The following is a 22,739-nucleotide window of genomic DNA, read 5'->3' as shown; positions in this document are numbered from 1 at the left end:
TCAGTCCTTGGCCAGGGGCCGCAGGGTCAAGCGGTTATCCCCTAATTCGATGACCCGCGGCCAATCCGCATCCAGGTCGTCACGGTTCAACGTCAGGCGCCAGGTATTGAGTTGGGTGTCGGGGTTGCGAAACAAGGCCACCACGGTGACGAACTGCACATCCTTGTCCAAGGGCACGTTCAACTGTGCGCCCTCTTCGGGCTTCACCACCACCGAACGCTTGTCCAACAGTGAGCCTGCCAGCAGTTGATCGTCATCGCCCAACAAGCTGTTGTAGCTCGCCTGCTCGACGTCTTTGTTGTCGCGTAGCTGGTACACGCGCACCAGGGTGGGTATCGACAAGGCGTTCATGTCCGCAGCATGGGTATTGAGTGCCGTGCGCGCACTGAAATCCAGATGCAGGGTTTTCACCTGTTTGTAGAAGATCGCTCGGGCGGTGGACGCTGTGCCATCGGCCACGGTCTGAACCAGACCGCAGCCACTGAGTGCCGCGAACATCACGAGACTAAAAACAGTACGTAACATGCTGTGCCTCTCTGTTGTGGGGGTTGATCAAAAGGCCTTGGTAGAGGCCCAGGTTAATGGTGAGGATGTCGTGCTGCCGCCCTTGCCAGGTATCGCTACCCACCCCCAATACCCCGGTCATGCCAAGCCGAATCGTGGCGTGGCCGAGCATGGGTTCAGGCAAGCTGCACACCGGCAGCGATAAGCGCAGTTTCGCCGTGCAACGCCAACCGAGGTATACGCGCAGCAGCACCAGCAGGTCGCCGTACAACGCGCCACCCGGTAACCAGCCCTGAGCTTCCTGCGTATCTTCGGTGTACAGCGTCAGGCGAAGTTGGCTGTTGGCATCAAAGGCGACGCTTCCCAGGGGCGTGCCTTGGCTGAGATTCACCGGGCGTAGGCGCGACAGGCCGGCGGGCTCTTTCAGCAGCACTTTTTTTGGCCATCGCGCGGTGGTGTTCGCCTGGGTATTGGGCGCCAGCAAGGCGACCAATGCCGCGATGCCTTCAGCATTGCGCGTCGGCAGGCGCATCACACTGAGCAGGGCGAGAAAGCGTGAGACAGGCGTGGCGATCTGCTGCGCGGTGCCAGGAATACCCAGGCCGATCAAACCCAACAGGCATTGCGAAGTCGCATCAAGCGCCCCCGCTTCAAACGCCGCCGGGTAGGAGTACTTGCGCCAGATCCGATAGAACTGGGTGAAGATCCGGTGGTTGAAAATATCCAGAAAGGCTTCCAGCGCTTCATGCCCTTCCCGCCGCTGCGCGATGTCATCCAGAAACGCCGTCGGCAGCGGTGAATCAACCCCGTATAACCCCAGTAGACGGGTGCGGACTGTTGCCGGGCGGTCCGGGCGAGCGGCATCGAGTTCAATGGCTTTCAATTCGGCGGCGGGGAAACCCATGCCCGGGTCGGGACGAAAGCGCACCGCGTCATCGGCAGGCTGCGCAGTGCTGCCCAAGGGCGGGTGACCGGGCAAGGCCTGTTCCAGTAACTGGCAAAACCGGTACAGATTGGCTTCGGCCACCTGCCCGTGCAGGGCTTGCAGCAGACCGCTGGTATTTAGCCGGGAATACGCTGACTGTGGCTCTCGTTCCATCGCAGGCACTTTCCAGTAGGTTGCAGGATCAGCGTGAGCTGGGTGTACAAATGAATGTCGGCATACAACGCAAAGAAGCGGTTAAGCATCTCGCCGAACAGGCTGATATCGCCCTCCCCTGAAAAACCATTGGCATCCAGGGTTATTTCGATATCGACGCCCCGCAGCAGAAAGCCCTTTTCAAAACGCTGAACCAGGTGATGCCTAACCTCGACAATGGCCGCCAGGCGTCGACGGTTGAGTTCGTTGCCCGCCCAGTCATACAGCGCGAGGGTGCCGCGCAGCACCTCGGCGCTGTCGAGCATCGGCAGAAAGTTGGAGCCCAGGTGACTGAGCACGCGCCAGTGAAAACGATCGCGATTGGGCGGATAGCACGGCAGGGTCGGTGCACACAGGTTGCGCACGCGCACATCAACCTGGGCGGACTGCACCAGGGTATCGAGCAAGGTGCTTTGCAAGGCTTTGCGCGGCAACTGGCCGTGGGTTCCGGTCAAGCGCAGGGAAAGACTTTGTCGCTCGCCCAGCCGATCTTTGTCGAACCCCTCACCACCGAGGATCAACCATGTGTCATGCAACCCATTGGCCGCGCGCTTCAAGCGCGTGTGGAAGTAGCGCTCCGGGGCATCGTCGCGCAGCATGCCGCCCTTGTGGCGAAAGCTGGTGAAAGGCACATAGTCATGGCGCTCTGCGTTCTTTGCGGCGGTGACCCGGTCTACCGAATAGATCTCGGTGTGGCCATCCTGCAAGCGCATGGGGCGCAGTAGGTAGTCAGTTTGCAACGGCGCCAGGCTCAGCGGGTCGGCCTCCAGTGGGAACAGGTTGATGACCGGCACTGCATGCAGGCGAATGTGCTCATTACTCAGGTCGAAGTTGGCTGGCCAGGGCTCACGCAATACCACTTCAAGTTCGAACCAGGCGGTGCCCGGCACGATCTCCAGTCGCTCCAACCCCAACAGGGTCACGAACATGAATTTTTCACGGAAGCTGAAGTACTCCAGGAGCAGCTGATAACCGCTGAAAGCGCTATCGCCCTTAGGCCACAAACGGTCCTCTTCACCGAATCCCTTGGGCTCGAAATGGCCGGCCAGTGGCTGTCGTTCGGGGCGGCCTGGCCAACGCACGTAGAGGGCTTGCGCGTTCAAGGTCAGGGCCTGATGCAGCGCACTGGCAAGCGGTGCATCCGCGTTCAGGTACAACGGCAAACGGCGCAGGTCTACCTGGCTCCAGTCGGTCAGAGCCCCGCAGGCAAAACGCAGACGCAGCACCGAGCGACCGTCTGCTTCATGGCTACGCGTCACTGACTCCAACGCCAAGGGCTGTAGGGTCAGATCCTGGGTGGTGGTGTAACGGCAACGGGTGCCCTGCGCGCCGATGGGTTGCGACAGCACCTCGAAACCTTGGGCAACCCACTCGCTGCGCTTCATCTGCGCAAGTTCAGGCACCAACTCGACCACCGACAGCGACGGAATCGTGCGCAGGTAATGCGGCCACAGCAGGCTGACCAAACCTTCGGTCAACTCGGGCAGGTCATCGTCGAGCTTTTCCCGCAGGCGGCCCATCAGAAAGGCAAAGCCCTCGAACAGGCGCTCCACATACGGGTCCTGCGCACCCGGTTTGTCCAGGTTGAGCTGGGCCGCGCGGTCCGGAAACGCTTGCGCGAACTCCTTGCCGGCTTCGCGCAGATAGCGCATTTCGGCATCAAAGTAACGCAGTGTCAGATTGTCCATGCTCACCAAAAAGACTCCTTAATGTCGCAGAGTTAGCCGCAAAGCACGGCGGCGCGTACCGGGTCGATGGCTACCAGCGCGGCCAGCAGGGTTTCCATGCGCCGCGCCAAACCGGGTTTGTCGGCGTCGTTGCGCTGGGCTTTGACCCGCAGCAGTTTGAGCAGCCGGGCCTTGACCTCGAAGTTCAGCTCAGGCTCCCACTCGGCCAGGGCCTGGCGCTGTGCGATGGCATCGAGCTCGCCCAACAAGTGGATAGCCAAGTCGTTTTTGCCGTATTGCTCGGCCACGCGCGCCATCAACAGGCGCAGCAACCAGCGTTGGCGCCCGGTATGGATCTCGGGACGTGTGGCCAGCCAGGCCAGCGCCTGGTCCACGCCCTCACTGTCGGCCTGAGCCACGGCCTCATCTTCCAGGGACAGGATGTCGACATCGCCCGTGACCGGCACAACCGGAGTGACAGGCAGCCATTGCTGGGGCTGGTTGCCGCTGACGTGTTGGGCAATCCACTCACGGGTGGTCTCATCGGCAAAGGGACTGCCGTCACTCCAACACAGCACCTCCAGCCCCGGCAGGCGCTCAAGAAACATACCCAGGTCGCGCTTGGCGATATCGGCCCAGCGGTCCGGCGGCGCGGGCTGCTTGCTCAGTGCTTGGTACAGGTACCACTGCAAGTCCAGCCAGAAATGGTTCACCCCTTCGGCGTAGATTCGCTCGACCTGCTCGATTAACTGCGCCCAACTCTGTTGCAGGTACAGGCGCTTGAGCTGCGCGCGGTAGTCACCGCGTGGCGGTGTCAAACGCGTATTGCCATTGGCCTCCTGGGGTGGCGCCTGATGCACGGTGTCCCAACGCAGACTTTTCATCAGTCGATGGGCCGCCAGCCAGCCCAACGGTTGTTCACGCAGATAACCCGCCAGGGCGCGGCCGCTGTCCAACAGATCGCGTCCGGATTTTATCTGTGGCGTTGGCGCCTCATGGCTGGCGATGTTTTGCGGCACCAGCGCCTCCATCCCACCGGACTGCGCCAGCCTTGCGGACAAGGCGGCATACAACGGCGCCAGATCAGGCCGTTGTTCCTGCGGCCACATGCCCAACCCACGCTCCAGCCAGGCCAGTGCGGCAGCGGTACGCTCGGCCTCGGCCTTGACCACCTCCGGGTGAAGGGACAGCGTGTCGAGCACCTTGCCACTGGCCAGCCATTCGAGCGCCATCTTGCGGCTGTTGGGACGATTGGGCAGCACCGCATCGCTAAAGCGTTCCAGCAATGCCGCCAACAGGCTCAGCCCATCGGCCAGGCCGACTTCACCGTCCTTGTGCAGGCGGGCCCACAGGTAGTAAGTCGCCACCCGCAGATCCTTGCAGCTGTGGGTCAGCAGCTTTTGCGCCAGTTGGGCGACCTGCTCGGCATCGGCGCCCGACAGTTTGTTGACCTCGTCGCGCATGCGCTGGAAGTCATCATCGTAGCCGGGGTCTTCGCCTGCGGGAGATTCAGCGCTGATGGGGTGCAGCCACGGCTGCCAGTGGGCAGCCTGCTCGCGGGCGATGGACAGCGCGTCACGCTCCCCCAGGCAACGGGCGATCAAGGTGCGCAGGGTCATGGGTAAACCTCGTCGTATGTATAAGGCGTTTGGGCAACGTTCTCACTGAGAAAGATTTGCCGAGGCAGCTCGAAGCCCCGTAACTTGAGCAACGCCAACGGTCCCGCATCCAGCTCGGTGCGCAGGTGCCAGGTCAGGTTCACCCCATCGGGCGCCTTGAGCACCATGCGGTAGCGGCTGTCGACGTCGTCCAACGGGGTGACCTGGGCTTTTTCCAGCAAGCGGATCAGGCCCCAGGTGCCGGGGTAGTCGCCAAACAACCGTTCACCGGAGTAGATGCTGGTCCAGCTCAGGCTTGCGCCTGGATAGTCGCTGCGCCCAGGCCAATGGAAACGCTGCCAGCTCTCTTTCTGGTTGAAGTACTGATGCTTGTCGCCGTTGAGGATAAAAGTGGTTTGCACCACGTCGCGCACGGCCTTGCCTTGCAGCTCAAAGCTCAAGCCCATGCCACCGTCGGTGTAGAGCACATCGGCCAACTCGCTGAGCTGATTGATCGCTGCCAAAAACTGCGGGTTAAAGCGCAAGCCTTGGCTGTGGCGTGGGTCAGCCGCCCAACGGCTGCCCTCCTTGCGCAGCACCCCACTCAACTGGCGTTGCAAAAACTGTTCGATACGCCCGGAATCCGCCCGAATCATCTGCCCCAGCATCGGCAAAGACGCGTCGCTGGCAGTGGCCGCAAACGGGTAGCGGCTGGCGAAGGCCTCGTTCCAGTGGCTGACGATCGAGCGTTGCCACTGGCTGTTGATACCTGCGGCTGAAGGTTGCAAAACACGCTGCCAAGCATGCTCCAGCGGCTGCACAAACAGCGTCTGCGCCGCCCCGCCCCACTGCGCTCCCAGACTGGCGGCCATCAGGCTGCCGTAGGCTTGGGTATCGGTCAGATCGATGCTGCGCCCTTGAAAGACGCTTTGCGCCAGCGCTTGGGTCATTTCCAAGGGGTCGGGCGCGGTACTGATCTGCTGCAACTTCAGGCGTACCCGCGTGACTCGGGTTAGGAATGACTGAAGGCTCAAACCGTCATGGGTGTTTGTGGCCAACAACGCCACTAATGGACCGAAGGTGGCGTCCAGCGGACCACTCGGCACGGCCGGCAACTGCTCGATCACGGGGGCCTTGTCACGCCCGATAAGCTTTTGCGCAGACTCCATCAGCGAGTCGGCCAACGCTTGGCTTCGGCTGCCAGCCTGGGCTTGATAGACCAGGGTGTTCATCAGCACGATCAAGGGGGATTGGCGCGCATCGCTCATCAGCGCCAACTGGTCGATCACTTCGTCGAGGCTTGCTGCCTCCTGCCAGCGCAAGCTATTGAGCATATGCAGCCAGGCGCTCGCGTAGTCCTGGAAGTAACGTTCGGTGAGGCGCTCACGAAGCTGGTCCGGGCTCAATTGGGTATCGATGTCTGCGGGTCTATCGCTGAGCACCCAATCAATCTCTTCACGGCGAGCGTCGGCGATTTCGTCGATGGCGTGGCGCACCTGGCCTTCCCAGGCTTGGCGAGTGAAGACACCACGGATACTGGCGTCGGTTGTGAACAGTGCCTGTGCGTCGGTGTCCCCAACCAATTGGTGGAGGCTCAGGTCCGGGTAATGATTGGCGGATTCATCGAGCAGTTGTTGGTACAGGCTGGCTTCGGCATTGCGTTGGCCCAATTGGCTAAGCAGCACCTGGCGAACCTGCGCGACCAAGCGACGATCAGTCTCGATGCGCCACTCTGGATTTGCCGCCAGGTGTTCGCCGTAGAACTGCCACAGGGTCGGTGAGAGAGTTTGCCAGAGGCCTGGTGATATACCTGCGCGAGCGGGCTCTGCTTCACTCAAGGTTTTGACCAGTACATCGACCTCGGCTTTTTCCGGGCGGGCCATCATCAGGTAGGCCTTGAGCTGGGCGTAGGCATGGCGGGCACGTTCTGCACGTTGCGGGCTGTCCGGGGGCAATTTGATCAACGCATTGAGATGCTCCCGCAGCGCGGCGGCGGCAGGGTCACGGATCAGGCGATTATTGGCCTCGACATAACGTGGCCATAGGGCCTCTAGCAGGGCTTGGTTTTGATTCAGGCCAAAGCGTTGGTACCAGGGCGCGCCGTTTTGGACGCGATCATCCAGGCGGGAGAGCTCGCGGACCAGATCGTTGAGGGCGATGAGTTGTTGGTCGCTGTTGCCCGGTTGTTGCAAGGCTGCGAGGGAGGTTTGGGCTTGGTTGATTAGTAGGCGGTTGGTGGTGAAGGACACCAATAAACCCGTGGCCCATAGAAGGCTTACGCCCAACGTCAACACATAGGCGATGTGAGCCTTACTCCAACCAAAATTGGTACCGCTAGCCTTATCGCTGAACACGCCTTGCCAAACCGGAGCTGCCACCCAATGATTTACCGAATCGTGGGGCGAGGGCTGCACCGGTAGACTGAACCACACGCCTCGCAGCGGCACGCCACAGGCATATTTGCCGACCAAAGCTGCGTGCGTATGACGCCACCGGGCGATGCCATCAGCTTTCAAGTCACGAGACAGCCGCAGCAGAAAGTCATGGTTCATGGCCTCATGCATCTGCGCCAAGCCTGCCCGACGCAGAGGCTCCAGCAGGCCAACCAGCGATGTTTCCAGTTGCTTTGCCGTAAGGCGCGCTGGCAACAAGCACCCAACCGGCTGAGCTTCTCTGGAGTCTTGCGACCAGCCACTGTCGCAGACTTGCCACAGGTACAACGGCAGTTGCCAGTTCAGGCGCCGAGCAAGACCCTGCAAATGGCTGACGCCCAGGCTCATTGCGGCATCATCGCAGGCCTGATCTCTACTCAAGGCCCAGATCACACCATCCAGGGCACGCCCTCGACTCAAGTGGCTCCATCTTGCTGTGAAAGCATCTTCCAGCGGGGCCAGGGCGCTGCCTCCCCACAGTACAACGGTACGCTGGGACTCTAGATACCGTTGCTCGATCAGGGTTGGGGCAATGGCCTTGATTTGAGCTGGCTCGCCGATCACCAGTAACAGGCGAACTTTACGGCGCCAGAAAAATCCGTAGTTGGCGCGCATGTAAGCTTTCAAAGAGCCTGCATCTTCCGCGGCTTGGGTTTCACGCGAGGCTGCACCAACAGACGCGGTCGATTCGGGCACGTCATCCGCCTGCTCTTGACGGTACGTTGTACGACCCAACTGGTGCCCTAAAAAGTGATAACCCATCAAGAACATCACCAGAACTAAGGTTGTTGCACCAACGCCCCACAAAGCTATGGTTTGCCCGACACTTCCTGAGCGAAGCGCCAGCAACTGCGGATAATGCCAAACCAGTAGACCCACGGTCATACCGACCATCAACAGCACGATGACCAGAACCGTCAACCAGACAACACGTCGAAACTGCATCCTAAGGCTCCTGCTTCCAGAGCGTTGGTACGGGTGTCAAAACAGTGCTCCAGAGCCCTGCATCGACGTCGCCGCCACTGCTGAAGATGAATTGCGGCCCAGCGCCGCTTTGTATGGTTTGCGCCGCTGCGCCAATCGCCAGCCAGGGAGAGGCTTTGCCTGGGTTTCCCAGCAAGACATCCAAGTCGTAAACCCCTTGCTTGTGCTCTGCCGGAAGCGCCATGTTCTTCAAAACAGTGGACAAGGCTTCACTTTCGCTAGCGTCGATGCCCGACTGCCATACGTGCTCGACTGATTGCACATCGAGCGGTACCCAGTCCAATGCCTGGCGCGCGGCATAGAGCAAACCCTCGGCGCCAGACCCAAGTTGTTGTTCGGGGCGATGCAGGTACGCAATGGGAGGTAGAGCGGTTTGGGTGAGACGATTGCCGAACAGCAACCCTACCGCCGCTTCAGCCGTACCTTCTGGTTGTGGCGGATCAAATTGCAACGCCACCACCAACAAGGAGGCTTCGTCGTCAATGCGTTGATCGAGCCATTGGTCCAGCGCAGCGAGTCCGCTTCCTTCGCAGGGCGCAAGAGGTTGGCGGATACCGGATTCGCTCCACGCCTGCTGCCATAAACCCCGCCACATTCGCTCCGGCATGGCTGTATCGACCTCCAGTAACAATGCCAATGGCGCGTTACTCGACGTTTTATTTAAAGCAGGTATCAAATCGGCAAGCATTTGCTTTAATAGTTTGAGCAACGCCTGCGCGGGACCATGACTCTGCTCGCCCGCAATACGAGTGTGTCGCGACACTGCGGGGGCTCTTCTGGACGGCTGAGCCATGGTCGCCTTGGCTTCACTGCGTAAAGAATCCAACTGTATAGCTGGCGATGCGTTCGCCTCTCGCAAGGCTGTTTGTAGACTTACACTTAACACTTGCTGCACGCGCCGGCCTTGGCGAACCTTACGGATCAAGTCCTCGTCACGCGCCTTGTCCCACCCATCTGCCACCCGGTGCTGACCCAGATACAGCGAAATACGGCCGAAGCTCAGCACACACCAGCCCATAAAGGGCGCTCCCAAGGCCAGCCCCCAAAAAATTACAGGTTGCTGGTTTAGCCATGGCGAGCTGAGCAAAAACGTTGCGCCTACACCCAACAGCAAAAGCAGCAATGGCAGCCCAACTAACCAAAGCCAGCCATTCGGCCGACTGGGCCTTAGTGAGATTGGGGGGACCTGATCCATCCTGACTGGCATGACTAGTGCGCACTCGCTTGAGGGAGCGATGAAATCAAGGTGCAGCCACAAGCACAACGATGCCCGTGAAACGCGACAGGGATACCGTGGTCGTTAAAAGTTGGATGGCCTTCGGCAATCTCTGTTCGACCATGGCCTGGGATCGGGCAATCGACTGGATCGCCCTTGCGGGCGGCGCCAATGCCTCTGAAAAACATGACGGTTGAACCGGCTTTAACAGTGCCGCCGCTTGTTGTCTTGTCGCCTATTCGAATTATGTTTTTCATGTGCCCTCCATAGTTAAAAACAAACCCATTAATTATGGGATATCCATGCAACTCAATAGCCCTAATGCCAACACAGTCACTACAACCAGCTTACCTAACGCAACTTCAAACACTCTATCGCCCTATCAGTATCGCCACACCTCAACCACCCTTCAGTAACAACAGCACCTTCGAACCTGAACTCCATCCAGCGCTCATTATTTGAGATGTGAAAGCCTAGAAGCGTAACCTTATCTCCTTGCATCAAATATTTTTGTGTTGAATGGGTTCCAGCAGGAGAAGAGTAAATATTCGCCTTATTGGAAATAACATTAGCAGTCAACACGGCACGCTTTTCAAAATCACCATCATCAGAAACCAACGAACGCTTCAAAAGTCCACCCGGGTGATACTCAAGACGATTGACCTCACCACAACCGATACAGCGATCTGACAACTTTATACGGACCGCTCCATCCTTAATCTCGTAAACATCCTCATTCCAAGATGCCCCATCCCTGTAAGAACTCACAATATAATTACGCGCAACCTTAAAATTACAAAGTCCGCCACGACCGAATTCCAATTCACTCAAGGAGCGGCCTTCACGATAATATCGCAACACTCTCGAGCAAGAATTTACCCCCTCCCCACCCAAACGGAAGACAAACTCCGCAATGCCGTCGCCTGTAAGATCTTTTAGATATACTTCTTCGTACAGACCTTCAACCTCCCGCATAAAAGCATCAGGAACGGCGAGACTCAGAAAAACACCTCGTTCAAACACGGCCAATTTGATCGGAGTACCGTCCTGAATCGCTAATATTGGCAGAGAGGTTGCACCGAATGAAGGTGCGGACGAAAACAAGCAGCAAAAAAGGATCCACGCCGCCCTCATGATATATATTTTTTCCAATACAAACGCCCTCTTGTGTTATCACACTCCCGCCAACAAATTAACAAATCGAAAATTTTTTTTGAGTCAAGCCATTATTATATTAACTCAAACAGAACAAATACATGCGTGCTGCGCCTGCGCACCAACAGTACGTAGATTTTCTCCCGCCTAGCAGTCGTTGGCTTCTGAATTTACTATTGATACTGATACCTACATGGATTGAAATTTCATTCTAGCTCGACAAAGCCTTCCGTCTTCCGAATGGACAACACCCATCAGCTCGCAGTTTTTATTGAAGTACTCGACTGCCTCTAAAGTACTTTTTAAACCTTCAATGTACAAAATCATGTCATCTCTAGTCCTGAGAGAAAGATTACTCACAAAAGAGACTGAACTATAAAACCCGTCACTGCTGACTCCCGTCTCCAAATAAATCAACTCCGTCAGCCTAGATGCGGTCAAAGAAGTCAGACATGCAGCTCTTTCGATTCCGGCTTCCTCTCCTGGAGAAATAGATTCGTAAATGTTATTGCAATGAGCATCTCTATACTTAAGCCACACGCGCTCAACCTCTACAAGTGAAACTTTATTGAGAGATGAAAGCGAGTCAAGCGCTATCGAGTATTGCTCGTCAAGTTTTTTGTCTACCTTTTCATACAAACCGCTTGCGCACTGAAAGATGGCTCTTGTTAGCAAGCTCGCCTTGTTGCAGCCATTACCCGCAAAAGCTAATGAAGCAAATACTGCAAAAAAATTAAATACAACCACTGAAAATATTCGCATTTTAGACCTCGTTAAATAAGCTTTGCTTCTTCTTGGCGAATTATTAGCCCTCCACGCACGGCTTTCCCTTCCCACAGTCTTTCGTTGAACGGATTCTAGAAAGAATGCTTCTGGAGCAAGACTCGATAAGTCATTGCCGATTTGTTTCATCTCCAACCGAGAGTGAGGATCTGGCCGGTAGAAAGATAACCCTCTATTGATTACTGAAGTTAACAATACTCCTTGGGAGTGAGTGTAAGCTCTTTACGCTTGGGTTAAGCGTCATTTATTACTTTCTTCAAGTGCTCTTCCCCATACGTTGAAGCAATACAGGTTCCTCAGAGCGGAGAAAGTCAAGGCACTTTAAACACCCAAAACAACATAACATATATACATACAACCGCTCCATGCAAAATCCGCCTAACTGACCATGTACTACGACAGTAAGTACTTATCATTAAAAAATTAGTAGCCATTCAAACTTAGTATTTCACAGGCCACAGACCCGCCAAGTCCAAAGCATTTCTTAACTTCAAAAAATTATGACTATCACCGTCTCGCTCTAGCGACATCAGCATCTCATTATAAGTCTTTATATTTAAATTACTGGGAGGATCGCAGGCCAATATATTATCAAATGTTGTACCCTCTAAAAGATAGGCAAGAACTCTAGGGGTAGTCACTTTAAATTGATCCTTCCTTCCAGACATATAGTCCCTATAAACACCTTCAACCGTTGGAGAGTCGTTAGAAAAATCATAACCAGAGTTGGATTGTTGGCTCAACCAAAGACTTGACGTACTCCACTCACCCCCGCATTGCTCACCAGCAGAAACGTTGACAACGCAACCATCAACCATTCTTACAAACGCACAAAGGTATTTAGTATCCGGGCGTGCATCACTCTCTCCTACACCCTCCTCAGAGAAGTGCACTACTGAATACGCTTTATTAGGAGATATAGCTTTATCATGTTGACTATCATAGCTAAACCTCAATCCTTCATCGAATATTTTTAGCACCCGTCCTGACCTTGTTTTATAGTCCAGAGACCTAAACTCTTGGCCAACACCATCTGAGTAAACCAAAGTTCCAGCAGTGCTCTGATTGCTAGCGGCCACTAACCTAAATGAGACCATTAAGCAAAATAAAAACAACACAAAACTTTTCATTTTAGACCTCTTACAATAAGCCACGGAGATGACTATAGCATTCTCTTGGGGAGTTCATACTGCGAGACAGCCCATAAATCTCTACCGACTCATTCTCATATTGCAAACGATTTTCGCCCCAGTGATCCGGATCTGAACTGAGCCCAGGATTTCTACTCCGCAAAACATCAATTGCATTTTTAATGGCTACGCACCACGTTACCAGGCGCGTTAACATCCTGATCTAAAACTAGAGCTCGTCCCATATTAGACCGAAAAAATCGCGCACTTGTTTTTTTGAAATCCGTCATGAACCATCGCGACGGCAATCAAAAATGCAACATACCCACTTAAATATTGCATTTACCAACTGCCATTTTCTTTAAATCCTCCTCTCCCATACGCTGCAAAAATATAGGATCTTCAGAACGGAGCAAATCAAGATATTTGAGGACTGGCTTATTCGCATCCTCAAAAACCAAAAACCCAACAACCATGCCAAGATTCGCACACCCAGAACTACTTTTAATTACTTTTTTGGGCTTCGAGTCTTCCAAGGAATCAATTGTTGGATAGTTATCAAAAATTTCGACACCACCTATCTTTCCCAGATAAAAATGCTTCCCTACTTCTCCAGCAAATAAACTTCCGGTGTCGAATGAGTAAACGGATCTACTCCAAAAACTTGAATAACCATATATAACATCATCATAGCTTTCAACCAATTTCTCATCAAGCCCACATATGCCAGCAGTCATTCTTGCACCATTAATACGGCTTCTTAAGTCAGAGTAAGTACAATCAACAACTATCGCCTCGTCCTTTTACCGACAATGTAAAATACAGATTATCCCTGGAAAGAACCAACAGCCCGGGCCTGCCATTAATAGGCACAAGACTTCTATCGACACCATATCTATTGCCCGTTATATTTTCATAGACTACGCTCCCCCGTTTTGTATGAAGCACAACGCTTCCCGGACTAGTACCTTCTACAATTTCCTCAGCAACCACCAAACCAGTAAAAATCAAAAAAAACACCAACCCTACAAAATATTTTTTTCTCATGACTACAAATCCAATGGCAACGCTGACGTTGCTCTTAAAATAGTTTCAAACCGCTCCGCATATGAAGCTATCAACTCCGCCTCATCCAAAGCATTTATTATTCTTCTCGCAGAAACGTAGTCAACTGTACCGCCACCGATATAACCTAACATTATCTCTCCCACACAAAACAATCTCGCTTACAAATACAAAATTGCTATTTTTTATGTACCCCCCAGCAACCTGAAAAGTCATAAACTATTTCCTCAAACCAAGCCATTTTTCATATTAACCCAAACAACCTCTACAGCTCGCGGCTTCGCACCTGCAGAACACATCGGCCTTTCAGCCAGCAATTTAATTAATACACTAATCCCATCCAAGCATTCCCCACCACTCACTGAGCAACCAAACGTTCAGACACCCTTGTGGGAATTAGCGTTTCCTTACCTTCCCCCCTCATCAAATCAACATATTTCTCATAGTAATCTCTAGACGCCCCCCGATCAATCGACCATAAAACATCAGCGATGTTTAGTTTCAGAACAATTCTATTCGGATCGACCGCCTCAACTTTCATTAATATTTCATAAGACATAAAATCATTACCCGCCACCCACAAAGCATATCCAAGGTCATTATAGATCGCAGCAGTATGATTATTGATGGGGGCATCTCTAAACAACTGATAAACACGTTCAGACGTCAAGTAATTTCTAATTGCCTGAATGTCATTATCTTTCAAGCGACCCTGCACAATTTCATGCGCCAGAGCAAGGGAGTCAACCAAATTTCCAGCCTCGAGCTCAAGTAGCTTACTGATAGAAATCCTCCGTACCGTGTACCAGGCATGACTAATCCCGCCACCCTCTAAGCTCCCCTCATAAGCAGATAGACTTGATGATAGATCCATATCCTTTACGACCCGCCCTAGGTTCTCGCCCCTATAAACGAAAAACTCATACTGAGTTCCATTAATTCCAATACCGGGGTGTTGAACCGACCAGGCGCAAACAAACAAAAAGTACTCTTTTTTTCCTCTTACCATATAAGCGTCTACTAGCTCAGCATTCCCCCCCTCAGGCTCACACTCATCAGGAAGTCCGTACCGTACTCCATCCTTGCTTCTAAGATATCCTTTTATAGTTCGCTCACCGGCGCCTTCCCCCTCCCATGTGAATTCCGCCGAACTCCACCCGTGGTCATTCGAGTCTAAAGAATAGATCCTACCCTCCGCGAGGGCGAACATTGAAAAACAACATAAAATTAAAATAAAGAGATTAATCATCAGCCATTTAACTCCACATCAATCATTTTACGCAGCTCATTAAATAGACGGATACGATCCTCCAACCCGATAGTGCCACCATTCACCTTTTTCGAAATATCCGCGACATGCCCAAAAATATCCGCTTCCGTTCTCGCCGCATATGAACTTTCGATCTCATCATTCATCCCAACCATACTCCACCAAACGAAAGCTGATTCGACCCCATACTTTAATTCGGAAACGATTAAATCCGGATCAGAAACGAAATCCCTCACGTCAGAAGGATCCTTTATATTATGTATACGAGAGTATTCACGATAATTATTTTTACCGGTCAACTGTATAATTCCTCGCCCACGATACTTATACCCTTCCTGACTCCCCTCATCCCCATTACCATTTCTGTTAGCATAAACATAACTTCCTAAGTTAGCAGGATTATTAGCATAAACGCCTGCGTCACTCCAAAGCTTAGGGCGAAGCCTTGGAAAGGAAACGCATTCATCTTTTGACTTATCATATCCGGCCTGATTATTCCTACAACCAAATATCTCCCTCATTCGAACAGCTGAATAGTTAAGATTTTCTTCTCTAACCTTAAACCCACTCTCATGGCCTACTTGAGCCAAAAAATGAGAAATCCTAAGTGGTGTATTGACCTCATATAGCTCCGCATACTTATTAAGAAATGGTAGAACCCTTTCACAGTAAGAGTCCGATATAGTCGACTTTGACTTTTTTAACATTGCGAGAGTTATAAGTTGACGCTTAGAACTAACGCCAAAGCAACTCGCTATACCTATGGGGTGTAGGTGATAAACCTGCCCATGCCCCGGCAACCCGACTTTCTCCGCCACCTCATTCCACCAACTGATCTCCTTGATCCGATCCTTCTCCGCCAACCAGTTCAACAACGGCGTCGAGCCGCTATGGCCCAGTACTTCATCCAACGCATCCCACTTATGCGGTTCGTGCATCCACTCACTTTCATAGTGGACGATCAGTTGCGACAGCGACTGCGCGTGTGCCGGCAGGCTTATCGCAGCCTGTAATTCTTCGGCAGTCATCACGCCATTACGGTCGCGGTCGATGATGTCGTACAGGCGCTTTTTCAGCGGTCCTTCATCGGCCATATCGGCCAAGCTTCCATAACGTTCGAGTTGCTCCTCACTAAAGCGCTTTGCCGCTCGAAAAAAAGAGGCCAGGGCTTGCCGAGGCATGTCGTGGTTGAAGATCACGTCAAAACCCTCCCACGCCCAGGGACTCACCCACGGCGTCACCCCCACTTCTTCGCACACCCAACCGTTGAGCAACACGCTGTTCGCGTCGTGCAGCAGCCCATCCAGTCGATACCAGTTGCAGGCTTTGCGCCCGGCGCTTGCGGCGACTGCGATTTTGTTTTCAGCGGGCAGGCCATCGAGCACGCTTTTGGGCACCCATAGATCAGCATTGCTCGCCGTGCTGGTGGCACTTAGGCTCGGTGGGCGTGCTGCACTGAAATGTTCCTGATGCGCTATGACGGCGGTGCCCTTGACCAGTTTCAGCAGGGTCTTGCCGCTGTCGGGCAGGCGTTGTGCCCAAGTGCGGCAGGCTGGGATGAATTGCTCCACGCTGTCATCGCTGAAGACTTCCAGATGTAGTTTCTTTTGAGGGTACTCATCGCAGTTGTCTTGGTATTCGCCCAGGTGGCCAACCAGGTCGCCCGCCTTGATCGCTATGGGTCGGTCCAGCACCACAATGCGGCCGGCGATCGGTTCCAGGGTGCTTTCCAGCGAGTTGAAGTGTACGTACAGGTTCACGCGCTCCAGCTTGCGAAACTCACCCTCGCCGCTCACCACAACTTCGGTGCCCTGAGGGAGTTGCGTAATAACGGGCGTATTGAGCCCGGCATTGGGCTCGGCGCGAACGTTAAGGGAAGACACCTTGACTCGATAGTTTCCCGTCGCAATGAGTTCCAGATGTTCATAGGCGACATAGCCGCGCAATGAGCCATCGGAATTTTTCAGCATGTCCGGCCCGTTGGTGTTTTCCAACTTGCGGTACTCCCCCTCGCCGCTGACGCTTACCTCCGCGCCCCTTGGCAGTAGCGTTAGCACCTTGCCCCTCTGCGCCTGGTTGCGCACATTCAAGCCCATCTGTTCGGGTTGACCTGGAATGACGTCTCGGGTGCTCGCCTTGACGCGGCGGGTCTGGCCCTCGGGCCAAAACGTAGGGCGGGAAATGGCAGGATCGTTGCGGTATACCGCCCAGTCTTGCAGGTGCATATACAGGCTAAAGAAGATCAGGCTGGGCGGTACATCCGTGCTGCCCTCAATGCTGGGTGCATCAAGGCGGTGACGAACCAGCACGAAGTTGCGCGAAAAGGGGTATTTCACGGGCAGTTCATTGACGAAGTAGTCAGTGGTGGGCGAGTGCTCGTCAATGCGGTAAGCCACGACCTCACCATCGGCCAGGCAATGCACGCTGGATTGATCCAGAGTGCCGGCGGTACCGCTGTCGAAATGCACACCGCCGTGCCAAAGACCATTGCGGCCCAGCGGGTAGTAACCTGCGGCGGCCTTGGCCATGTGGGTGAGTTGGGAGAGGGGGTTACTTTTGTCCTTGAAGGGATGGCTCCAGTTTTTCAAGGGGGTCAGGGTGTCATTGCTCACTTGCCCAGCGGATTGAGACTGGGCGGATGACGGTATCTGCGTCGGCCACGTTGGAGGATCCGATACGTAAATGGGCTCCTGGCGGCCTGGGCTGAAAAGATCGAGTATCCGAGAGAACAAGTTAGCCATGTTGTGGTTCACTCCTTGCCAGTAAAAGGGATCAGCCAGAGAAAACCGAAGGCCCTTGGACCTTGGATTTATGCTCGGTCAATTGAGGTGGCTGCGGCATATCAAGAACCTGCTGCGCAGAGCTCAAGAAATCGAAATACGCCGCTTTGATGAGGTGATCCCCCTGAGTCCCGGACTCGATGCGGCTCTGATCCAAAGTGATGTAACTGCCACCGCCATTGAGGGTGATTTTCTTCTTCGCCGTGATATGGATCTCGTCTTCAGTGCTCGTAATGCTCAACCCATGGCGTGCGATCAGTTCCAGCGTGTCGTTTTGTGCCTGGATGCTCACTTCGCCCTGGTTGGCGATCAGCTTGATGCCCAGCTTGCGCACAAACAGGCTCACCCCCTGCCCCACGCCGATGAACAGGCGCTTGACCACGCTGATATCCGCCTGTGCACCGGCGTTGATCATCAGGTTTTTTTGGGCGGCCAGTTGCAGGTGCTGGCCGCTGGTCATGGCCACGCCATCGGGCGCGCTGAGCATCAACACGGAGGATTTGAGCTGCTCCAGATCCTGTTTGAGCATGCTCAGCTGTGCCTGCACATCGGCCGGGGCTGCATGGGCGGCCTGGGCATCGGCCGACAAGGTTTCCAATTGCTCACCGGCCTGCTGCAACCGCCCTACCGCGGCACTCATTTCAAGCATCTGCCCCTGGGCTTTTGGCTGGGCATCCGCGCTGATGAAAACGCCGCTGCCCGCCCGAATAGCCGCATGCCCATCGGTGCGCAGCTCAGCGCCCTGGCCACGGGGCTGACGCTGGTTGTCCACCAAATGCCCCAAATTCAGCTGGCTCTTACCACTGTGCTCGGTGCTGACTTTGATGTGCTCCTGCCCCCGCGTGTCATCCATGCGCAGTTTGTTGTTGGCGGGCGTACGCAGCACGTTGCGTTTGTAGTTGCGCAGGGTCACATGATCGACGTGTTCGCTGTCATGCAACGCATGGGCAATGTAGGGCCGGTCTGGATCGCCTTGTTCAAACGCCACTGCCACTTCGGTGCCCGGAATCAAGGGCAGGTGCAGGCCATGGGTGTCGCCTGCGTAAGGTCGGGCCAGGCGCAGCCAGGCGCTTTCCGCGCCGGCTCGCCAGGTGTCGCGGTCGAACAGGAAGTTGACCTTGTAGCGGCCTTCGAGGTCGATGTGGCCGTAGAGGTCGTTGGCCTGGGGGCTGGTGACGCGGGCCGGGACGGTGCCGGCGATGTTGGGCTTTTGTTCCAGCGCCGGGCGAAAGCACACGGTTTCTGAGTAGGGGATGGCGTCGAAGGTGGTTTCCAGGCTTTGGTCGCGGGCGGCCGTCAGGGTAAGCCTGGTAATAACCGCGCCGGGGGTGAAGGCCTGGGGGGCGCCGCCGGTGATCTTGAGCACCTGCCCCGGCGCGAGCATGGCGCTGCTGCTGGTGCCGCGCAGTTGGGTCTGGGGGTTGAGGTAGCGTTCGTGGCGCAGGCGGGCGTAGAAGTAGCCGCTTTCGCTTTGCAGGTCTTCGTCCTGGTCCAGGCGGTCGCCGAGGGCGGTGTAGGGTTCGGCGTAGTGGTAGGCCTCGCCGTAGGTGGTGGTGGCGCCTCGGGTTTGATCGACTTCGCCGCTCAGGCGCGCGCGGGCATCGCGGTGGTGGTAGGCGCGGAAATGCACCTGTTGTTCAACCACCTTGTGCTGCGATTGCAGGTGCCACACCGCATCCTGCCCGGTGCTACCGAGGCCGGATTGCGGGCGGTAGGGCAGTTTGACGTCGAACTGGTAGTGGCGCTGATCGTCGCAGAACTCGACCACATCAGTCCCCAGGCGCTCGTCGCTGGTGAAGCGGTACCAGATGCCGACTTCGGCCAATAGGCGGGCAATGAAGTGCAGGTCGCTTTCGCCGTACTGCATGACCTGTTCGCGTTTTGGGTAGTCGCGCACCAGCCTGAACAGGAAGTCCTGGCCCTCAAAGCCATGCCGGCTGCGCAGGACGTTTTCGACGATCTGTGGCACGGACTGGTGCTGGTAGATACGGAATTGGCGGCCACGATCCAACAGGGCCAGACGCGGTTGCAGGGTGATTTCATACGTGGCCTGGTCGTTGGAGCCGGACAGGCGCTTGAAGCCGGTGACCACGCCATACAGGGTACGCAGCGGTTTGATCGGTGGTGGGTTCAGGCTCAGCAGGGGCAGCTTTTGCGGCGGCGCGTGCAGGCTGAAATGGGCGTCTTGCCCTAGCAGTGAGTCGGCGGCCAGGTCACGTTCGGTGCTGGTGAATTTCACGCAGTAGTTGAACGGTTGGCTCAGCTGTTCGTGGCCCTCAAAGGACAAAACGTCGAGCTGAGCGTTGAGGTTGCGCACTCGCAGGGTGTGGCGGCTGTGGTCAAAGAACGTTTGCATGCTCATACCTCCACGGCGCCGGACTTAGCCGTATCCAAAGCATCGATGAAGCACAGGCTGATGCCCTCATCGTGGCTGTAGCCGAGCCGCACACCCTGGGTGCGTTGCTGTATCGCCTGGCGCTCCAACAGCTGTTGACTGAGCACCGGCAGGATTTGCTCGTTAAGCAGGCTGTCGATATTGCGGGCGCCGGAATCGGGCAGCAGGCAGGCGGCAACCAACGCGTCGCTCAAGGCGTCGTCGATTTGGCAATTGAGGCCGTAATGACGCTGCAAACGTGTGGCGACCTGGCCCAGCTTGATCGCCACAATGCGCTTGAGTGCGTTGGCCTGTAGCGGCCGGAAGATCAGGGTCTGAAAACGTGCCAGCAATGCGGGTTGAAAGTGCTCGCGCAGAATGGGCCGCAGCAGTTCATGCAGCACGGAGTCTGGTGCGTCAGGCTGCTCCTGCACGCAGGTTTGCAGCAGGTCACTGCCAAGGTTGGAGGTCATGAGAATGACGGTGTTACGAAAGTCGATTTCGCGCCCTTCGCCATCGCGCATGAAGCCGCGATCGAAGACTTGGTAGAACAGGTTGAGAACGTCGCGATGGGCCTTTTCCACCTCATCGAGCAACACCACACTGTAGGGGCGTTGGCGCACGGCTTCGGTGAGCACGCCTCCTTGACCGTAACCGACATAACCCGGCGGTGAGCCTTTGAGCTGACTAACCGTGTGGGCTTCCTGGTACTCGGAAAGGTTGAGGGTGATCAGCGACTTTTCGCCCCCGAACAGGCTATCGGCCAGGGCCAGGGCGGTTTCGGTCTTGCCTACGCCGCTGGTGCCCACCAGCAGGAACACCCCCAGGGGAGCCCGGTCATTGGTCAGCCCGGTTTTGGCAGCACGCAGGCGTTGCGCCAGGGCACTCAAAGCCGGCGCCTGCCCAATCACGCGCTCGCCCAGTTGCTGCTCAAGCAATAACAGGTTGGTCTGTTCGTCCTTAAGCAAACTGCCCAGTGGTACGCCGGTCCAATCGGCAATGACCTCGGCCACGCTGCGGGCATCAACGTCCAGGGATAACAATGCTTGGTTGCCTTGGATTTCGTTTAGCTGGCGTTGCAACTGCGTGCAGGTTTCCCGTTGGGGCGGTTGCGCCTGGCGCGCTTCAATCAGTTGCTGTACCAGCTCACGTTCCTGCCGGCATTGTTGCTCCAGTTCGAGGTATTGGCGTTGCAGCTCTGCGTGTTGTACGGCGATAACCGTCAGGCGCTCATCGCCGCCGTGGCCACCCAGACGCTGATCCTGTTCCAGAGCTTGGGCTTCCAGTTCGAGGGCCACCTGCCGGGCACCCAGGCGAATCAATGCCTGGGGTTCACAGTCGACGCTCATGCGCACCCGGGCACTGGCAGTGTCCAGCAGGTCGACGGCTTTATCCGGCAGTTGGCGCCCGGTCAGGTAACGGCGCGACAGGCTGACTGCGGCTTGCACCGCCGCATCCTGGATATGCACGCCATGATGGTTGGCGTAGCGCACCTTGAGGCCGCGCAACATCAGGTTGGCGCTGGCGTCATCCGGCTCGTCAACCTTGACCATTTGAAAACGCCGCTCCAACGCGGCATCGCGTTCGAAATACTGTTTGTATTCGCTCCAGGTGGTTGCAGCGATAGTGCGCAATTCACCTCGGGCCAGTGCGGGCTTGAGTAGGTTAGCCGCGTCGGCACCACCGGCTTGGTTGCCGGCGCCAATCAGGGTGTGGGCCTCATCGATAAACAACAGCACCGGCGCGTCGGAGTGCTGCACGGCATCAATCACATTTTTCAGGCGTTGTTCAAACTCCCCTTTTACCCCTGCCCCGGCTTGCAGCAACCCGAGGTCCAATGTGCGCACGCTGACCGACCTTAGACTGTTCGGTACCTTGCCCTGGGCAATACTCAGGGCCAGGCCTTCGACCAACGCCGTTTTGCCGACACCGGGTTCACCTACCAGGATCGGATTGTTCTTGCGCCGCCGGCTGAGAATATCGATGACCTGGCGAATTTCGTCGTCACGACCGTATACCGGATCAATCCTCCCTTCTGCAGCCTGGACGGTTAGGTCGTGGGTAAACCGCTCCAGTACCTCATTGTGGGTGGAAGCGGGAGGGAGAACGACGAGGTCATCTGGAGCGCCTGGGGGAATGTCTGAAGCAGTGGCCTCCTGTACACCCGGACGTTCTTCGGAGGTCTGATCCAGCAGCACCATCAAACGCTGCAACTGAGCTTCACTAAGGCTCAGCAGTGGCCAGGCAGCGTCACACGCCAACAGGCTGGGTGTTTCTATCAGCGCGCTCAGCAAATGTGCAGAACGCAGATGCTCGTTATTTTCGTCCAGCGAGGCACGCAACCAGGCGTTTTTGATCAATTGCTGCAACGGCTGCGACAATTGCGGCTTGCTCTGCACGCTGCGTGGCAGGTGGTCGATGTGCTCCAACAACCCGTACCACAGCGTCTCCATGTTCCACTCGTAACGGCGTGCGATCACGGTCAGATCACCCTCCCCCTGCCCCAGCAACTTGAGCAACCAATGCTCAATGGTGATCTGCGCATGGGCTCTGGTTTGGCACAGCGAGGCAGCCGCACTCAACGCCTGGGCGCAGTAAGGGTTAAGACGGCGAAGCAAGCGGGTGGCGTTCTGGGTCATACGG

The 22,739-nt window shown here is 55.6% G+C and carries 16 protein-coding genes; all 16 read right to left on the bottom strand.

Annotation, left to right across the window (positions count from 1 at the left end; translation table 11 throughout):
* The 16 genes from tssJ to tssH all read right to left on the bottom strand — a co-directional run bounded on the left by tssJ (position 1) and on the right by tssH (position 22,735).
* Positions 1-525 carry a type VI secretion system lipoprotein TssJ gene (gene tssJ, locus ACLD1Y_RS28980; RefSeq protein WP_429481094.1) on the bottom strand — a complete coding sequence of 175 codons (525 nt, stop codon included), beginning with the start codon at positions 523-525 and terminating at the stop codon, positions 1-3.
* Positions 506-1,603 (bottom strand): type VI secretion system baseplate subunit TssG, encoded by a 1,098-nt coding sequence (gene tssG / locus ACLD1Y_RS28975; protein ID WP_429481093.1) that lies wholly within the window; start codon positions 1,601-1,603, stop codon positions 506-508. Before tssG ends, tssJ begins: the two co-directional genes overlap by 20 nt.
* Positions 1,567-3,336 carry a type VI secretion system baseplate subunit TssF gene (gene tssF, locus ACLD1Y_RS28970; RefSeq protein ID WP_429481092.1) on the bottom strand — a complete coding sequence of 590 codons (1,770 nt, stop codon included), beginning with the start codon at positions 3,334-3,336 and terminating at the stop codon, positions 1,567-1,569. The genes tssG and tssF overlap by 37 nt, the downstream gene beginning before the upstream one ends.
* A 26-nt stretch (positions 3,337-3,362) precedes the next feature.
* Positions 3,363-4,928, bottom strand: coding sequence for a type VI secretion system protein TssA (tssA, locus tag ACLD1Y_RS28965; protein WP_429481091.1), 1,566 nt, complete (start codon positions 4,926-4,928; stop codon positions 3,363-3,365).
* On the bottom strand, positions 4,925-8,284 hold the full coding sequence (locus ACLD1Y_RS28960) for an ImcF-related family protein (protein WP_429481090.1): 3,360 nt from the start codon (positions 8,282-8,284) through the stop codon (positions 4,925-4,927). The genes tssA and ACLD1Y_RS28960 overlap by 4 nt, the downstream gene beginning before the upstream one ends.
* 1 nt (position 8,285) lies before the next feature.
* Positions 8,286-9,446 (bottom strand): hypothetical protein, encoded by a 1,161-nt coding sequence (locus ACLD1Y_RS28955; RefSeq protein ID WP_429481089.1) that lies wholly within the window; start codon positions 9,444-9,446, stop codon positions 8,286-8,288.
* Between the two features lie 86 nt (positions 9,447-9,532).
* Positions 9,533-9,727, bottom strand: a complete 195-nt coding sequence (locus ACLD1Y_RS28950) for a PAAR domain-containing protein (RefSeq protein WP_429481111.1) — start codon at positions 9,725-9,727, stop codon at positions 9,533-9,535.
* 163 nt (positions 9,728-9,890) lie between these two features.
* Positions 9,891-10,691 (bottom strand): hypothetical protein, encoded by an 801-nt coding sequence (locus ACLD1Y_RS28945; protein ID WP_429481088.1) that lies wholly within the window; start codon positions 10,689-10,691, stop codon positions 9,891-9,893.
* Positions 10,692-10,883: 192 nt separating this feature from the next.
* Positions 10,884-11,606 (bottom strand): lysozyme inhibitor LprI family protein, encoded by a 723-nt coding sequence (locus ACLD1Y_RS28940; RefSeq protein ID WP_429481087.1) that lies wholly within the window; start codon positions 11,604-11,606, stop codon positions 10,884-10,886.
* A gap of 311 nt (positions 11,607-11,917) precedes the next feature.
* Positions 11,918-12,607: a hypothetical protein gene (locus tag ACLD1Y_RS28935; RefSeq protein WP_429481086.1), complete on the bottom strand. Its 690-nt coding sequence runs from the start codon at positions 12,605-12,607 to the stop codon at positions 11,918-11,920.
* Positions 12,608-12,936: 329 nt separating this feature from the next.
* Positions 12,937-13,344 (bottom strand): hypothetical protein, encoded by a 408-nt coding sequence (locus ACLD1Y_RS28930; protein ID WP_429481085.1) that lies wholly within the window; start codon positions 13,342-13,344, stop codon positions 12,937-12,939.
* 43 nt (positions 13,345-13,387) lie between these two features.
* Complete coding sequence (locus ACLD1Y_RS28925; protein ID WP_429481084.1) at positions 13,388-13,654, bottom strand: hypothetical protein; 267 nt, start codon at positions 13,652-13,654, stop codon at positions 13,388-13,390.
* Between the two features lie 376 nt (positions 13,655-14,030).
* The gene (locus tag ACLD1Y_RS28920) at positions 14,031-14,921 is read right to left on the bottom strand and encodes a hypothetical protein (RefSeq protein ID WP_429481083.1); all 891 of its coding nucleotides are present in this window, start codon (positions 14,919-14,921) and stop codon (positions 14,031-14,033) included.
* Positions 14,921-17,683, bottom strand: coding sequence for a hypothetical protein (locus ACLD1Y_RS28915; RefSeq protein WP_429481082.1), 2,763 nt, complete (start codon positions 17,681-17,683; stop codon positions 14,921-14,923). The genes ACLD1Y_RS28920 and ACLD1Y_RS28915 overlap by 1 nt, the downstream gene beginning before the upstream one ends.
* A gap of 31 nt (positions 17,684-17,714) precedes the next feature.
* Positions 17,715-20,084 carry a type VI secretion system Vgr family protein gene (locus tag ACLD1Y_RS28910; RefSeq protein ID WP_429481081.1) on the bottom strand — a complete coding sequence of 790 codons (2,370 nt, stop codon included), beginning with the start codon at positions 20,082-20,084 and terminating at the stop codon, positions 17,715-17,717.
* Complete coding sequence (tssH, locus tag ACLD1Y_RS28905) at positions 20,081-22,735, bottom strand: type VI secretion system ATPase TssH (protein ID WP_429481080.1); 2,655 nt, start codon at positions 22,733-22,735, stop codon at positions 20,081-20,083. Before tssH ends, ACLD1Y_RS28910 begins: the two co-directional genes overlap by 4 nt.
* Between the last annotated feature and the right edge of the window lie 4 nt (positions 22,736-22,739).

This window comes from Pseudomonas sp. 18175 (assembly GCF_050432925.1).
Taxonomy (GTDB): Bacteria; Pseudomonadota; Gammaproteobacteria; order Pseudomonadales; family Pseudomonadaceae; genus Aquipseudomonas.
Note: the sequence above shows the minus strand (reverse complement) of the source record. Positions and strands in the feature narration are given on the sequence as shown.

Coding starts and splice junctions, on each gene's coding strand:
- ACLD1Y_RS28940 (WP_429481087.1), bottom strand. CDS start 11,606: ATGAAACAAATCGGCAATGACTTATCGAGTCTTGCTCCAGAAGCATTC.
- ACLD1Y_RS28930 (WP_429481085.1), bottom strand. CDS start 13,344: ATGACTGCTGGCATATGTGGGCTTGATGAGAAATTGGTTGAAAGCTAT.
- ACLD1Y_RS28935 (WP_429481086.1), bottom strand. CDS start 12,607: ATGAAAAGTTTTGTGTTGTTTTTATTTTGCTTAATGGTCTCATTTAGG.
- tssA (WP_429481091.1), bottom strand. CDS start 4,928: ATGACCCTGCGCACCTTGATCGCCCGTTGCCTGGGGGAGCGTGACGCG.
- ACLD1Y_RS28960 (WP_429481090.1), bottom strand. CDS start 8,284: ATGCAGTTTCGACGTGTTGTCTGGTTGACGGTTCTGGTCATCGTGCTG.
- ACLD1Y_RS28950 (WP_429481111.1), bottom strand. CDS start 9,727: ATGTTTTTCAGAGGCATTGGCGCCGCCCGCAAGGGCGATCCAGTCGAT.
- tssG (WP_429481093.1), bottom strand. CDS start 1,603: ATGGAACGAGAGCCACAGTCAGCGTATTCCCGGCTAAATACCAGCGGT.
- ACLD1Y_RS28910 (WP_429481081.1), bottom strand. CDS start 20,084: ATGAGCATGCAAACGTTCTTTGACCACAGCCGCCACACCCTGCGAGTG.
- ACLD1Y_RS28925 (WP_429481084.1), bottom strand. CDS start 13,654: ATGAGAAAAAAATATTTTGTAGGGTTGGTGTTTTTTTTGATTTTTACT.
- ACLD1Y_RS28915 (WP_429481082.1), bottom strand. CDS start 17,683: ATGGCTAACTTGTTCTCTCGGATACTCGATCTTTTCAGCCCAGGCCGC.
- ACLD1Y_RS28920 (WP_429481083.1), bottom strand. CDS start 14,921: ATGATTAATCTCTTTATTTTAATTTTATGTTGTTTTTCAATGTTCGCC.
- tssJ (WP_429481094.1), bottom strand. CDS start 525: ATGTTACGTACTGTTTTTAGTCTCGTGATGTTCGCGGCACTCAGTGGC.
- tssH (WP_429481080.1), bottom strand. CDS start 22,735: ATGACCCAGAACGCCACCCGCTTGCTTCGCCGTCTTAACCCTTACTGC.